The following is a 13573-nucleotide window of genomic DNA, read 5'->3' as shown; positions in this document are numbered from 1 at the left end:
GCTGCTGTCGCTACAGGACGGAATCAGTTGGTGCGGCCGAGCAGCTCGCGCACATCTCGCGCTTCCCAGTGCGGGAAGTGCTTGCGCACCAGCGCATTGAGGTCGGCTTCAAACGCGGCCCAGTCGGTCTGCTGGGTGGTGGCCTGGGTGCCGGCGCGACCCACGCCGCGAATCATGCCCGCGCCGACGGTCACGTTGCTCAGACGATCGATGACGATGAAGCTGCCGGTCCCCGGGCTTGAGCGGTAGTCGTCTACCGGCACCGCCTGGGTCAGCTCGAGCTGGACGCGACCGATGGCGTTCAGCGCCAGGCTGTCGCCCTCGTGATGCTCCAGCGTGTTGACGTCGTAGAGGTAATCGATGGCGCTGACCTGACCGGTCAGGTCACGGGTCGCCAGCTTGATATCGTACTGACGGCCCGGCTGCAGCGGCTTCTCGTGCATCCAGACGACATCCGCTTCCAGTGCATTGGAGAGCGGCAGTTCGGCATCCGCCGCCACCAGCCAGTCGCCACGCGAGATGTCGATCTCATCGTCGAGCGTCAGGGTAATGGCCTGACCCGGGTAGGCGATCTCGAGATCACCATCGAAGGTGACGATGCGCTCGATGGTCGAGGCCTTGCCGGACGGCAGCACCTTGACGCTGTCTCCCGGACGCACGACACCGGCCGCCAGGGTGCCGCAGTAACCGCGGAAATCGAGGTTGGGACGATTGACGTACTGCACCGGGAAGCGCAGATCGCTGAGGTTCTGGTCGTGGGTCAGTTCGACGGTTTCCAGCACCTCCAGCAGTGACGGGCCCGCTTCGCCATCGACGGTGTACCAGTCCAGTGACGGGCTGCGATTGACGACGTTGTCGCCCTTGAGCGCGGACATCGGCACGAAGCGGATGTCCGGCGCGTTCAGCTTGTTGGCGAATTCCTGGTACTCGGCGACGATCTCGTTGAAGCGCGTCTCGGAGTAATCGACCAGGTCCATCTTGTTGACCGCGATCACCAGGTGCTGGATGCCCAGCAGGTCGGCGATGAAGCTGTGACGACGAGTCTGGGTCTGCACGCCGTAGCGCGCGTCGATCAGGATGATCGCCAGGCTCGCGGACGAGGCGCCAGTGGCCATGTTGCGGGTGTACTGCTCGTGCCCCGGCGTGTCGGCGATGATGAACTTGCGCTTGTCGGTCGAGAAGAAGCGATAGGCGACATCGATGGTGATGCCCTGCTCACGCTCGGACTGCAGGCCATCGACCAGCAGGGCCAGATCGACCTCGTCACCGGTGGTGCCGCTGGTCTTGGAGGCCTGGGTGATGGAGGCCAGCTGATCTTCATAGATCAGCTTGGAATCGAACAGCAGACGACCGATCAGGGTCGACTTGCCATCATCGACGCTACCGCAGGTGATGAAGCGCAGCAGGTCCTTGCGCTCGTGTTCTTGCAGGTAGGCTTCGATATCCGCGGAAATCTTGTCTGACGCGTGGGACACACTCTTCTCCTTGCCGCTGTCATGGGCCTGATGAGGTGGCGAGCCAGTGTCGCGAACCAGTGTCTCATGAGGCTGCGAGCCGACTCATCAGGCGAATTGTTCGTTCGGGTCATCAAGCGCCGCGTGGCGGCGCCTGCAGGCAATGTGCTGAGGCGACCTTAGAAATAACCTTCGCGCTTCTTCTTCTCCATCGAGCCTGCCTGGTCGTGATCGATCGCACGCCCGGAGCGCTCGCTGGTACGCGTCAGCAGCATTTCCTGGATGATTTCCGGCAGGGTCGCGGCGGTGGATTCCACGGCGCCGGTCAGCGGGTAGCAGCCCAGGGTACGGAAGCGCACGGACTTCATTTCCGGCACTTCGCCCTCCTTGAGCGGCAGACGGTCGTCGTCGACCATGATGTCGAGGCCGTCACGCTTCACCACCGGACGCACGGCGGAGTAGTACAGCGGCACGATCTTGATGGATTCGAGATAGATGTACTGCCAGATGTCCAGCTCGGTCCAGTTGGAGAGCGGGAAGACGCGGATGGACTCACCCTTGTTGATCTTGGAGTTGTAGATGTTCCACAGCTCCGGACGCTGATTCTTGGGGTCCCAGCGATGGTACTGATCACGGAAGGAGTAGACACGCTCCTTGGCGCGCGAGGCTTCCTCATCACGACGTGCACCACCGAAGGCGGCATCGAAGCCGTGCTTGTCGAGTGCCTGCTTGAGACCGGCGGTCTTCATGATGTCGGTGTACTTGGCACTGCCGTGATCGAACGGGTTGATGCCCGCCTCGACGCCTTCCTGGTTGATGTGCTCGATCAACTCCATGCCGACTTCCGCGGCCATCTCGTCGCGGAACTTGATCATTTCCTGGAACTTCCAGGTGGTGTTGACGTGCATCAGCGGGAACGGCGGGACGCCCGGCGCAAAGGCCTTGCGCGCCAGGTGCAGCATGACGGCGGAATCCTTGCCAATGGAGTACAGCATGACCGGATTGGCAAATTCCGCTGCCACTTCACGGATGATGTGAATGGATTCGGCCTCAAGCTGCTTGAGGTGGGTCTGACGTTCGGGGGTAAGCATTGCGTGCGGCAACCTCGTGAGCGTTGGGACACGCCCCGAGAGGCGGCCCGTGAAGTCAGTGGCGCGCTCTGTCAGCGACAGATGGATGCCCCGAGGGAGCACGCCGAATGGTTACACGGTACTCGCCCCGCCTTGATAACGTCAAAGAATCAGAAACTATCTTTTAAGACCAAAAAGGCATACCTGATACCTGTGGGCCTTGCACCCCGCTGATGACACCGAGGGCATTCATGCTGACGCCCAGATCATTCATGCTGACGCTGTGGCAGCGCATGGGGCGAGCTTGCCCGCCCTTCCTTGCGAGACTGGCTAGAGCGTGACCCGCTCCACCCAGGTCTCGAGATGCTCGCCATCGAGATCCACCACGCGCAGGCCGGGGCGCGCCGCCTCATCCACGGCGAAATCATGGCTGAGCGGAGCGAACTGATCGGAGGTGGAGGGAACGCCATAGACGGCCACACTGCCCTGCCCACACGGCATGAGTTGCGTGAAGGCCTGATGGATATGCCCACACAGTACGGCCCGCACCTGCGGGTACGGGCGCAACGTTTCCCACAGCGCATCGCGGTCGGCAAGGCCTAGCGCATCCATCCAGTCCGAGCCGATCGGCAGCGGATGATGATGCATGGCCAGCAGGATCGGACGTGGGTCCAGCTCGACGGACAGCGCCAGTGACTGCGCAAGCTCGCTCAATTGCTCCTCGCCAAGCTCCCCCCCGGCCTGCCCGGTGACGCGCGAATCCAGACACAGCAGTCGCCAGTCGCCCAGATCCAGCTCGTGATGAAAGGGACGCAGCTCCTGCATGAATTCAGGGTGATCGTGGTTGCCCGCGAACCAGAACCAGGGGCAGCCAAGGCCATCGAACAGATCTGCCGCCATGCGATAGGAGGCAGGGCTCTCATCCTGGCTGACATCACCGGTCACCAGCAGGATATCGGGGCGCAGGCGCGAGGCATGCGCCATCACCGCCTCCAGCTGACGCCAGGGGAAGCCCAGCCGTGAACGCGCATCAGGGTCGGCGCGCAGATGGCAATCACTTATCTGAATCAGTCGCATCGGTCTCTCGAGCAGCAGGGAAATGAACAGAACCGCGACGGCCGGGCCATCGCGGTTCTGTCAATCAAGACGGGAAATCCATCGGGTGTCAGCGCCTGTGCGCCATGCCAGCCCCAAACGTCACGGCAACTCCGGCACATCCGCCTGCCCGAAGGCGCGGGCATGGGTCAGCCATTCGCCGAGAAAGCGATTGAGCTGAAGCTTTTCGTCCGGCTGGTGCATGCGCGGATTCGGGTAACGATTGCGCCCTGAGAAGTGACGCTGGCGCTGAAAGTCGGTGACCTCCGCCATGCGCACGTCGTGGTACAGATGCACGCTCATGCGCGGCGAATCGATGATGTGGTCCAGCACGCCGGTCTGGGCGACCGTGACCATGGTGGTATAGGGCGCGCATTCGACCACCTCGAGCAGCAGCGTGCCGAAGTGGCCCTGATTGCCCGCCAGCGGGAAGGCGAAGCTGTCACCGGCCTCGGCCTTGCCGAGGATGCGCGTGAGGCGCAGATAATTGGACCCGCACTCGGCATGGAGTGCTTTTAGGTCAGCCACATAGGCTTTCTTGACCTGCATGGGCGATCTCCTTGCGAATCTCAGAACATTGGCATGTTGTCTGTCAAAGCACGCCCGCTATCGTGCGTGGCAAGATGCGGGCGACGTGTGATAAATCAAGCGCTGCGCCAGCGCTCAGGCTGTCGGCGATAAGCTCTCGGCTATCGACTCTCGAGTCCAGCTCTCGGGACTGAAGCTGAGACGAAAACCGAGACTGATACGGACGCAGACAGTGATCGTTGCTGGCTGCCGGTTTTCAGCAAGCCTCTAGAATAGCAGCTCTGACGCGCAGGTTGAGGAAGCCTGCGTGAGACACGGGGGATTGCCAAGCTTCGCCTTCACTGCCTCAGGCATGCATGACGCGCAACGAGGCACGCTCACGCAGCAGCCATTGCATGGCCATGATGGCCATCGCGTTGCCCAACCGCCCTTGTTCCAGCAGCGTGAGGGCCGCCTGGAAATCGAGCACATGCACACGGATGTCTTCATTCTCCTCGGCCAGACCATGCACGCCACCCAGCCCACTGCTGTCACACAGACCGATGAACAGCGTGACCTCCTCGGTACAGGCGCCGGGGCTCGGATAGTAGCGGTACAGTTCGATCAGGTCGGTCAGCTCACACCCGGCCTCCTCGATCGCCTCACGGCGCGCGACCTCATGGGCCTGTTCGTCCTTGTCCACCAGCCCTGCAATCGGCTCCAGGCTCCAGGGCGTGCGTGCGTCTTCCAGCATGCCGGCACGAATCTGTTCGACGAAGACCACACGGTCGTTGACCGGGTCGTAGGGCAATACGCCTACCGCATCGTGACGGACATGCACCTCGCGATGGATCACATCGCTCCAGCCACCGTTGAAACGCTGGTGGCGGAATTCGCGCTGCTCGAGGCGAAAGAAGCCGTCCTGCAACACCCTGGCCTCGACCAGTTCGACATCATCATGTGCGAAGGCCTGTTGCCCTGCGACGTGCTCTTGTTGCTCGCTCATGCATCCTCCTTGGCTGAGCAGACATTATCCTGTCCTGCCGCGAGACTGGCCAGCCCGTCACCTGCAAACTTGCTCGCCGCGCCGTACCGAGTCAGCCATCAGCGCCATTCAAGGCGCCGCCTGAAGACACCTGGGCGACTTATCACCCGCAGAGCGATAAACGACACGGCCCGAGCGGGATCTCCGCTCGGGCCGTGGGGCTCAAGGACTCAGTCATTCAGGGAATCGGGAATTCATTCGAGGCTGTTAGAACAGCGCCTGACGCCAGCGCTGCCGTTCACTTGCGGGGCTCACTGATGGTCGCTCCAGCCAGTCTCCGCCTCCAACAGCCATGCAAGTGATACGGATGCCAGAGACTCACTGCAGGCGCTTGATCAGCGCGGCGATCTCTTTCTGCAATTCCTGATCGGCCAGCTCACGGTTGGGACGCGGCGGCCCGTCCTGTGCGAGACGCGCATGCTTGAGCGCTTCCTCATCACGGCCTTCGGAGGCCAGATAATCGGCGTAATAATAATTGGTATCCATGCCCGTCGGGTTGACCTCAAGCCCCTTGCGCAGCACTTCTCCCGCCTTCTCATCATCCCCGAAGCCCACCGGCCAGCCGGGCGCCTTGTCATAGAGCGCGCCAAGCGTCACATAGGCAGAGGCGTTGTCGCCCTCGGGGTCGAGCGTGATCGCCTTCTCGAGCGTGGCCTTGGCTTCCTTGGCCAGATCCAGTGCTCCAAGGCCACCGCGCGCCTTGGCCCATGAAGCCAGAATGATGCCTTCCCAGGTCAGCACATGGGCATTGTCCGGATACTGATCCGCCAGCGCGCGTACCTCCTTGCCCAGGGCCTCCATGCCCTTTTCCTGAGCATCACCGGAGACCTGATAATTGATCTGCGCCCAGCGCTTGGAGAGCGGGAAGACGTCATCATCGCCCGGGGCAGCATGGACTCCGGTCATGCCGGCCAGCGTGATGCCCAGCGCCATGCCCCCGGAGAGCAATACGCGACAGCAACGGGATATGACACGGCAAGACGGGTGTGAAGATGGCAGCATGGGCATGGACAGCTCCCTGATTTTCGTTATTGTTGGCAGATTCGGCATGGGTGACGCGCAAGTGCTCCGGCGAGCACACACTGACTGTAACGAACGTTTGAATCGGCCGCCAATCACCCTTGGTCGCAGGTCTCAACGCTAGCGAACATCACACACGACGCCTTGAGCCTTACCCACAGAATCAGCGGAGCAGACCATGCAAGGTCGCAACATGACACGCTGGCGCGACCCCAAGACGGACCCGCGCCAGGAAAAGAAGAGCAACGTGATTACCCCGCAGGGCCTCGCGAAGATGAAGGGCTTGGCCGACCACCTGAGGCGTGTGAGGCGCCCAGAGCTTTCGCGCAAGACGGGCGAGGCCGCCGCCATGGGGGATCGCAGCGAGAATGCGGATTACACCTACAACAAGAAGGCGCTCAATCAGACCATCGCCAGGATCGCCTATCTGGAGAAACGCCTGGATGAGCTGACAGTCGTCGATCGCTTGCCCGCGGATCTGGAGCGCGTCTATTTCGCGGCCTTCGTGACGCTGGAGGACGAGCAAGGAGAGGAGATGGAGATTCGCATCGTCGGCCCTGATGAGACCGACAATCCGCGCCGCTGGATCAGCGTCGATGCGCCCCTTGCCCAGGCATTGCTGGGCAAGGGGCTGGATGACGAGGTGAGCGTAGCCGCACCGGGTGGCGAGACGACCTACATCATCACGGCCATCCGCTATCAGTCGCCGGAGGCATAAGCGGCGAGCTGGGCATCAGGCCGCAGAGGCTCAGGTCGCAGGGAATCAGCGCGCCTTGCGTGCACGATAGACCTTGAACTGGCGCGTTTCCGCGAGCACTTCAAACTCGCCGAAGGCCGCCTGCAGCAGACCGGGATACGGCAGGAAGGCATTGGCGACCAGCGTCAGGGTGCCGCCGGGCATCAGGTGATCCGGTGCCTGGCTGATCAGGCGCGCCGCCGGTCCGTAATCGATATCGCGCTCATGATGGAACGGCGGATTGGCCACGATGGCCTCGAACCGCTCCCCCTCGAACGCCGCGAAGACATCACTCAGGCGTACGTCCGCCTCAAGCCCGTTGAGCGCCAGACTGCGACGGGTCGCCTCCACCGCGAAGGCACTGACGTCGCCTGCCATCACGCGCGCACCGTGACGCGCCAGCCAGCAGCTGATGATGCCATCACCCGCCCCGATATCCAGCGCACGCTTGTAGCCACGGGTCGGCAGGTTCTCCAGCAGCAGCGCGGTACCCGGGTCCAGCTTGGCATTGCCATACAGTCCCGGATGGCTGGTCAGTCGCATCTCCAGCGCCTCGAATTCGCCCCAGCCTTCTGTCCATTGTCCAGCCACTGCCAGTGGCGATTCACTGCTGGCGGCCTGTTCGGCCGTCAACTCACGCGTGGCGGATGACCACAGCTGGCAACGGCGCGCGGTATCGTCCTTGCGCGCCGTCATCCCCAGCGCCTTGAGGATGCGCTCAGCGCGCTTGATGCCACCGTTGACCTCGCCCACCACCTTGATCGGCGTACCGGCCGGCAACACCTGGCATAGCGCCACCAGCCACCACTCGCCCAGCGCGTGCGCCTTGGGCCAGAACACGATGGCGCCCGCGGCTTGCGCGATGGTGTCATCAGCTCGCGCATCGGCGAAGAACACCGCATGGCTGACCCGGTGCCCTGCTTCCCGCGCGGCATTCACGATACCGGTGTCATGCCCCCAGACACGCCGCTGGCGGTCCGATGACAGCCACCAGTCATCACGCGGCGCAGCGACCCACAGCCAATCACGAAAATCACTGTCCTGACGCTCTAGTAGCTGACAGGCGGGGGTTTGAGCAGACATGAAGACTCCAACAGGGTAAGAAGATACGGACAACGGCGAGGGCGCCGGATATCGAAACAATGCGGTTGTGCGGGTACCGCCTCAGGCCGGGCGCACCAGCTCATAGTGCAGATAGCGGCCCAGATAGACGAAGGGGGTCGTGCGCCAGTGCTGACACTCGAGCGCCAGCAATTTCTGCATGTCAGCCTCGCTCAGCGGGTCGCGTGAACGCAGATAGTCGTGGAAGACGCGCAGCCCGGTCAGCTCACGCACCTCAAGCCCCGCCTCCGCGGCCCACTGACGTATCTCGCCATCGCGTAGCGGTGAGATGGGCGTCAAGCGCTTGCCGGTACCCCAGCCTGCCAGGCGCCCTTCCAGTACCTTGTCGAAATTGCCCTTGCTGACATTGGAAAACGCCAGCGCATCGCGATTGAAGACACTCAGCGACATGACGCCGCCGGGCGCCAGCAACTTCGCGAGCAATGCAAACCCCTCCCGGGGATCGACCAGCCACTCCAGCACGGCATGGCACACCACCACCGGCCACCGTTTGTCCGTCTCAGCAGCGAAGCCCTGCAGATCACGCCCCTCCCAGATCAGTCGCCCAGCGAACGGCTCATCATTCGACAGCGCGTCGGCGTGACCAGGCACTTGCGGATCTGACGCCGCCTGAGCCGCCCGGGATGGATCAGCCGTCGAACCAGCGGACAGCCCCTGGCCTTGCGGCGCGGCAGTGCTCAGGAAGCGTTTCGCGCGCTCACGCATCTCGCCAGAGGGTTCGACCAGCGTGAGGTGGTGCCCACGCGTGAGCCACCAGTGAGCGGTCTGCCCGAGCCCCGCACCGATTTCCAGTACCGGGGAAGGCGGCAGGTGCGAGAAACTCTCATCCATCAGACGCTGGGTCAGCGCAAGACGAACACGGCCGCGCTCCGTGGTGTAGAAACCACGTTCGAACTTGTCGGCCAGACCGTCGAAATGACGATCAGCGGTGGCACGGCGAACGCGAGAGGCGCCAGCGCGGGACGAGGTTTTCGGCTCAGGCATGGAGAATATCTTGGCGAAGGAGAAAGAACTGACGAAGCGATGGTGCAGATAATGCCTCACTCACTCGCCAAAGGCACTTCTCGGTGCGGATGAACCGCCCACTGATGCCGCTGACGGCCCGCCGCCACGCATTTCCTCCGCCAAATGGATCGGCGTAGAATGGCGCCTGCATCGAGGGGCCAAGGAACGGCACATGGCGAGGAAAGAGGTCATGGGGCAGAGAAAGACCGACACTTGATCGACTTGAGCAGCCAAGGCTTCAACGTGACTGACTTGTGCACATCGACTCCACTTCCGACATAGACCTCAGCCATGAAACAACGCGTCCTGCTAATCGTCCGCAAGCTCAACATCGGCGGCATCCAACGCAATACCGTCAATCTCGCCAATGTCTTGCACCGCGAAGGGCATGAGGTCCATGTACTGGTACTGAAAGGCGAACTGGAACTCGTCCCGGATGCCGGCGTGCACCTTCATCAGGTCGACTTCGACAAGGCATTTCGCAAGACGGGCATCGGCCTGTTCTACGACCTGTTCACCCGCCTGCTGCTGGCTCCGTGGATCAAGGGCTCAGGATACGTCTGGCGAGGCTATTACGGCGGCCACTATCTGCGCCGTTTCATCGCGCGCCTGGAGAAGGAACACGGCCCGATCGATCGGGTCATCACGCGCGGCCAGGGCGCCTTCGAGACCTTCTGGTCGTGGCGGGACCCTCGCCTGTGGCAGGTGGCGGTGTCATGGCCCGGCGACCTGAAAGAGGGCTGGCGGCAACGTTTCCTGTTGAGCCGCCTGTATAGCGGCAAACAGGTCGTGTGCAACACCGACAATGTGCGCCAGCAACTGGAAAGCCTGCTGGACCATCACGGGATCAAGGCGGCGAGACTCGCGACCATCGGCAATGTCTGTGATCTGGATGCCATCGCCGCCATGGCAGAGGAAGAGGTGGAACTGCCCTCCCGCCCTTACGTGGTGCAGGTGTGTCGTCTCTCGGACGTCAAGCGTCAGGATGTGCTGATCAAGGCATACCTCGCCTCAGGCATCGAGGAAGACCTCGTCATCGTCGGCGATGGCCCCAAGCGGGAAGCCATCGAAGCACTGATCCGCGAGCTGGGCGTCGGCGACAGGGTCCACCTGATCGGTAGCCGCCTGAACCCCTACCCGTGGATGAAGCACGCCCGTCTGTTCGTGCTCAGTTCACGCAGTGAGGCCTTCGGCATCGTGCTGGTGGAGAGCATGTGCTGTGGCACGCCGTGCGTGGCACCGGATGTCCCCGGCGGCATTCGCAATGTCTTGATCCATGATCAGGCGCGCCTGATCTCCGAAGACTCCATCGAGGCGCTGGCAGCCAAGATTCGTGAAGGTCTCGCCAACCCGCCGGCACTCGACTCGGATCCGGAGCTGATCGAACGCTTCCGCGATACCCGCATCATGCAGGAGTTTCTGTCCCTGCCCACTGATGCCGTGACATCAGACTCCCGCTGACACCCAAAGCCCTGCGTTTATCGAGAGACTCTCTTGCAGGGCTTGTTCTTGCGCCTTCCCGCGACGCTGAACTGGCAGGACGATTGGCTGGCAAGACGATGCGATGTCCAGACCAAGAGCCAGGACATTGTTGAACGAGTAATCGGATAGGAAGATCAAGTGCGGCAATTCTTACTCCGGGCCTGAAGCCAGGACGGGCGCTGCTCACAGAGCAAGGGCCGAGCACGCAACGAACGGTGCAGAGAAGACGATAAGGCGATGACGCAGAAGGCAGGACAGACGACGGCGTCCAGAAGGTGGGATTGCTGGCGCCCCCTGCAGGAGTCGAACCTGCGACCTGCCCCTTAGGAGGGGGCCGCTCTATCCAGCTGAGCTAAGGGGGCGTAGCGAGCGGAAGTATAAGCCATTGAAGTGGCGAGATAAACCCGACAATTGCTGCACCGCCTGCTTCACGCCCCTTCGTCGTCATCCACATGCTGGAGGCGCTGGAGCAATAACCTGAAGGCATGCTCCACGCCTGATTTCGGTGTCATGCCCCAGGCTGGCTGAGACAGCCTCATGAACATGCCTTCCCTATCCTTTCGACAATCGGGCCTCCGCGTCGCCAATCACCTCTGCCATCGGGCGCGGGCGCCCCAGCAGGTAACCCTGAACTCGCGAGCAACCCATGCGCCGCAAGACTTCGAGTTGCTCCGTCTCTTCCACGCCTTCCGCCACGACATCGAGTGACAGGGCGCTCGCCATCATCAGCATGGCACGCACGATCTCGTTGCCCGTGGTATGCGTGTCTGGCGATTCCTCATGAGACAGGTCATTGATGAAGCTGCGATCTATCTTCAGCTCCTTGAGCGGCATACGACGCAAACGCGACAGATTCGAGTAGCCGATGCCGAAATCATCAATCGAGAAGCTCAGGCCCAAGGCTGCCAGCTGGTCAATCTTCTCGAGCATTGCCGCTTCATCATCCGTCGCCAGGCTCTCGGTGATTTCCATACGCAAGAGCTCAGGCGCGAAGTCATGTTGCGCCAACAGCCTGGTGACCTGCGGCACGAACTCGCTGCTACGGAACTGCACCTGACTGACATTGACCGCCATCGGTAGCGCATAGCCTCGAGCGGTCATGGCGGCAAGCTCGCGACAGACCTGCTCCAGCACCCAATGTCCCAGCTCGAGAATCAGGCCGGACTCCTCCGCGATGGGGATGAAGGTCGCTGGCGAGACCATCCCAAGCTGCGGGTCATGCCAACGCAGCAATGCCTCGGCGCCACACAATTGCGGCTCACCACTTTCGGGCAGGGAAAATTGCGGCTGGAGGTGGACACTCAGCTGCTGGCGAGACACGGCCTCACGCAGCGCGTGTTCCATCCGAGCGGCATCGATGATGCGTTGGCGCATCTCGGGCGCGAAGAAACACAGCCGTGCACGCCCGGCCCCCTTGCTCTCATAGAGCGCGATATCCGCTTGATGCAGGAGGTGACTCCAGGCATCACTCTCTTCTCTATCAATTTCGTCATGCTCGGCCTTGCCAGCCGGCAACACTTGCTGAGAGCAGGCGCCATAGCCTTCCTCATGACGCGGATAGAGCGTGATGCCCAACGAGCCGGTCAACTGATGCGTTCGCCCTTCAAGCTCCAGCGGCTCCTGCAGTCGCTCCAGCATCTGCTCCGCCACCTGGCGCGCTCGGCTAGCCGCTTCGCGCGGCCCACCGGCTCTCGGTGCCAGCAGCACGATGAACTCGTCTCCCCCATGGCGCGCGAGGAAGTCCTGCGGGCCCAGCATCTCTGCCAGACGCGAGGCGACCTGCTTGAGCGCCAGGTCACCGGCATCGTGACCGAGGATATCGTTGAGACGCTTGAAGTGATCAAGATCCAGGAACATCAGCGCGCCCATCTCGCCGGGCTGGGCCTGCTCCGCCAGCTCACAGAGATGACGACGCACGAGGCGCCGGTTGGGCAAGCCGGTCAACGAGTCGTGCAAGGCCTGATGCGTCAGCTGCTGGTCACGTCGATAGCGTTCGATCGCCAGCCTGGCCACCTTGACCGCCACTTCGAGCAAGCCATGGTGAGTTGCATCGAAGACCTCGCCTGTCTCGGCATAGAAGGCAAAGCTGCCCAGCGGATTATCCTCGCCATCGAGAATCGGCATCGACAGGCAGGCATCCAGCCCCAACGCATGCGGATGCTCACGGAAGCCCTCCCAGGCAGGTTCCTGCGCGATGGAAGGCGTCATGACCGGCTTGCGCCGCCACATCGCCGTCCCACAGGTGCCCACGCCTTCCCCGATCTTCAAACCACGGGTGAACAGCATAAAGCTTGCCGGCAGGCTGGGCCCCTGACCTGCCACGATGGTGCGGCCCACATCATCCAGCAGCAGCAACGAGGAGCGCACCTGAACCGCGGCGCCTTCGATGGTCAGGCACAGGTCGCGCAGCGTCTTGTCCAGAGACTGGCCTGCCGCCACGGCTTCCAGCAGCTCAAGCTGGGAATGGCTCAACATCAAGGCCCGGTGCATCTGGGTAATGTCCGTCTGCAGCCCCAGATACCCTTCCACCCGCCCCCTGGAATCCTTGAGTGGAATGCAGCGCAGCCGCAATCGCAGTGGTTGGCCATTGCTGTCGTAATGCACCAGCTCCTCATCGCTGGGTTCGCCGCGGCGGCGCTGTTCACGCAATCGGGTGATGACCAGCAGATCGGATGCCGGCCCCATCAAAAATTCACTGGGCACCTTGCCGACCACCTGCTGCTCTCGATAGCCGAGAAGCTGCTCAAAGGCGGGGTTGACCCAGCGAATGCGCCCTTCGAGGTCATAGCAACAGACGCCGTTGCTGGTGTGATCCAGCAGCTGATTCAACAAGCCTTCGGCTTCCTGGCCATTGGCGGGCCGGGAAGTGCTCGGCATGGTGCCAAACGATGTGGTGTCACTCACTGGCGTATCCTCAGCAGACTCCTCTGCGATCCTGGCTGGATGACATGCCGAGCCTCAGGACTCGGCGAATTACCAGCACCAGCGTGCCGGATCCTCGGCACCAGTATGCGGCCTATGTCTCAGTGATATTAAC

The 13573-nt window shown here is 62.2% G+C and carries 11 protein-coding genes and 1 tRNA gene; 2 read left to right on the top strand and 10 right to left on the bottom strand.

Annotated elements, in window-relative coordinates:
• Positions 1-23: 23 nt before the first annotated feature.
• From cysN to CLAM6_RS05310, 6 genes are all read right to left on the bottom strand, one after another.
• Positions 24-1475: a sulfate adenylyltransferase subunit CysN gene (gene cysN, locus CLAM6_RS05335; RefSeq protein WP_153635343.1), complete on the bottom strand. Its 1452-nt coding sequence runs from the start codon at positions 1473-1475 to the stop codon at positions 24-26.
• Between the two features lie 158 nt (positions 1476-1633).
• Entirely contained in the window at positions 1634-2545 is a 912-nt protein-coding gene (gene cysD, locus CLAM6_RS05330) for a sulfate adenylyltransferase subunit CysD (protein ID WP_054557074.1), read from the bottom strand.
• A gap of 309 nt (positions 2546-2854) precedes the next feature.
• A complete protein-coding gene (locus CLAM6_RS05325) occupies positions 2855-3601 on the bottom strand; it encodes a metallophosphoesterase (protein WP_153635342.1) in 747 nt (248 codons plus the stop codon).
• Between the two features lie 120 nt (positions 3602-3721).
• Positions 3722-4168, bottom strand: coding sequence for a DUF1249 domain-containing protein (locus tag CLAM6_RS05320; RefSeq protein WP_043337025.1), 447 nt, complete (start codon positions 4166-4168; stop codon positions 3722-3724).
• 325 nt (positions 4169-4493) lie between these two features.
• Entirely contained in the window at positions 4494-5132 is a 639-nt protein-coding gene (locus tag CLAM6_RS05315; RefSeq protein ID WP_043337028.1) for an NUDIX domain-containing protein, read from the bottom strand.
• A 357-nt stretch (positions 5133-5489) separates the two neighbouring features.
• The gene (locus CLAM6_RS05310; protein WP_153635341.1) at positions 5490-6173 is read right to left on the bottom strand and encodes a tetratricopeptide repeat protein; all 684 of its coding nucleotides are present in this window, start codon (positions 6171-6173) and stop codon (positions 5490-5492) included.
• A gap of 196 nt (positions 6174-6369) precedes the next feature.
• Between CLAM6_RS05310 and CLAM6_RS05305 the strand changes: the two genes are divergently transcribed.
• Entirely contained in the window at positions 6370-6909 is a 540-nt protein-coding gene (locus CLAM6_RS05305; protein ID WP_153635340.1) for a GreA/GreB family elongation factor, read from the top strand.
• 45 nt (positions 6910-6954) lie between these two features.
• On the opposite strand, the gene CLAM6_RS05300 is transcribed toward CLAM6_RS05305, so the two are convergent.
• Positions 6955-8010, bottom strand: coding sequence for a methyltransferase (locus CLAM6_RS05300; RefSeq protein WP_153635339.1), 1056 nt, complete (start codon positions 8008-8010; stop codon positions 6955-6957).
• A gap of 81 nt (positions 8011-8091) precedes the next feature.
• Positions 8092-9033 (bottom strand): methyltransferase domain-containing protein, encoded by a 942-nt coding sequence (locus tag CLAM6_RS05295; protein ID WP_153635338.1) that lies wholly within the window; start codon positions 9031-9033, stop codon positions 8092-8094.
• 312 nt (positions 9034-9345) lie between these two features.
• Between CLAM6_RS05295 and CLAM6_RS05290 the strand changes: the two genes are divergently transcribed.
• Positions 9346-10515, top strand: coding sequence for a glycosyltransferase (locus CLAM6_RS05290; protein WP_153635337.1), 1170 nt, complete (start codon positions 9346-9348; stop codon positions 10513-10515).
• Between the two features lie 306 nt (positions 10516-10821).
• Here CLAM6_RS05290 and CLAM6_RS05285 read toward each other — a convergent pair.
• A tRNA-Arg gene (locus CLAM6_RS05285) sits at positions 10822-10898 on the bottom strand.
• A gap of 190 nt (positions 10899-11088) precedes the next feature.
• The gene (locus CLAM6_RS05280; RefSeq protein ID WP_153635336.1) at positions 11089-13440 is read right to left on the bottom strand and encodes a sensor domain-containing protein; all 2352 of its coding nucleotides are present in this window, start codon (positions 13438-13440) and stop codon (positions 11089-11091) included.
• Positions 13441-13573: the final 133 nt, after the last annotated feature.

Origin of the sequence: Cobetia sp. AM6 (genome assembly GCF_009617955.1) — a bacterium.
Taxonomy (GTDB): domain Bacteria; phylum Pseudomonadota; class Gammaproteobacteria; order Pseudomonadales; family Halomonadaceae; genus Cobetia; species Cobetia amphilecti.
This window is presented reverse-complemented; position numbering and strand designations above follow the sequence as displayed.

What these genes read in the sequence shown, in the direction of transcription:
- CLAM6_RS05325 (WP_153635342.1), bottom strand. Translation starts at nt 3,601, where the DNA reads ATGCGACTGATTCAGATAAGTGATTGCCATCTGCGCGCCGACCCTGAT.
- CLAM6_RS05295 (WP_153635338.1), bottom strand. Translation starts at nt 9,033, where the DNA reads ATGCCTGAGCCGAAAACCTCGTCCCGCGCTGGCGCCTCTCGCGTTCGC.
- CLAM6_RS05315 (WP_043337028.1), bottom strand. Translation starts at nt 5,132, where the DNA reads ATGAGCGAGCAACAAGAGCACGTCGCAGGGCAACAGGCCTTCGCACAT.
- CLAM6_RS05310 (WP_153635341.1), bottom strand. Translation starts at nt 6,173, where the DNA reads ATGCTGCCATCTTCACACCCGTCTTGCCGTGTCATATCCCGTTGCTGT.
- CLAM6_RS05290 (WP_153635337.1), top strand. Translation starts at nt 9,346, where the DNA reads ATGAAACAACGCGTCCTGCTAATCGTCCGCAAGCTCAACATCGGCGGC.
- CLAM6_RS05300 (WP_153635339.1), bottom strand. Translation starts at nt 8,010, where the DNA reads ATGTCTGCTCAAACCCCCGCCTGTCAGCTACTAGAGCGTCAGGACAGT.
- cysD (WP_054557074.1), bottom strand. Translation starts at nt 2,545, where the DNA reads ATGCTTACCCCCGAACGTCAGACCCACCTCAAGCAGCTTGAGGCCGAA.
- CLAM6_RS05320 (WP_043337025.1), bottom strand. Translation starts at nt 4,168, where the DNA reads ATGCAGGTCAAGAAAGCCTATGTGGCTGACCTAAAAGCACTCCATGCC.
- CLAM6_RS05305 (WP_153635340.1), top strand. Translation starts at nt 6,370, where the DNA reads ATGCAAGGTCGCAACATGACACGCTGGCGCGACCCCAAGACGGACCCG.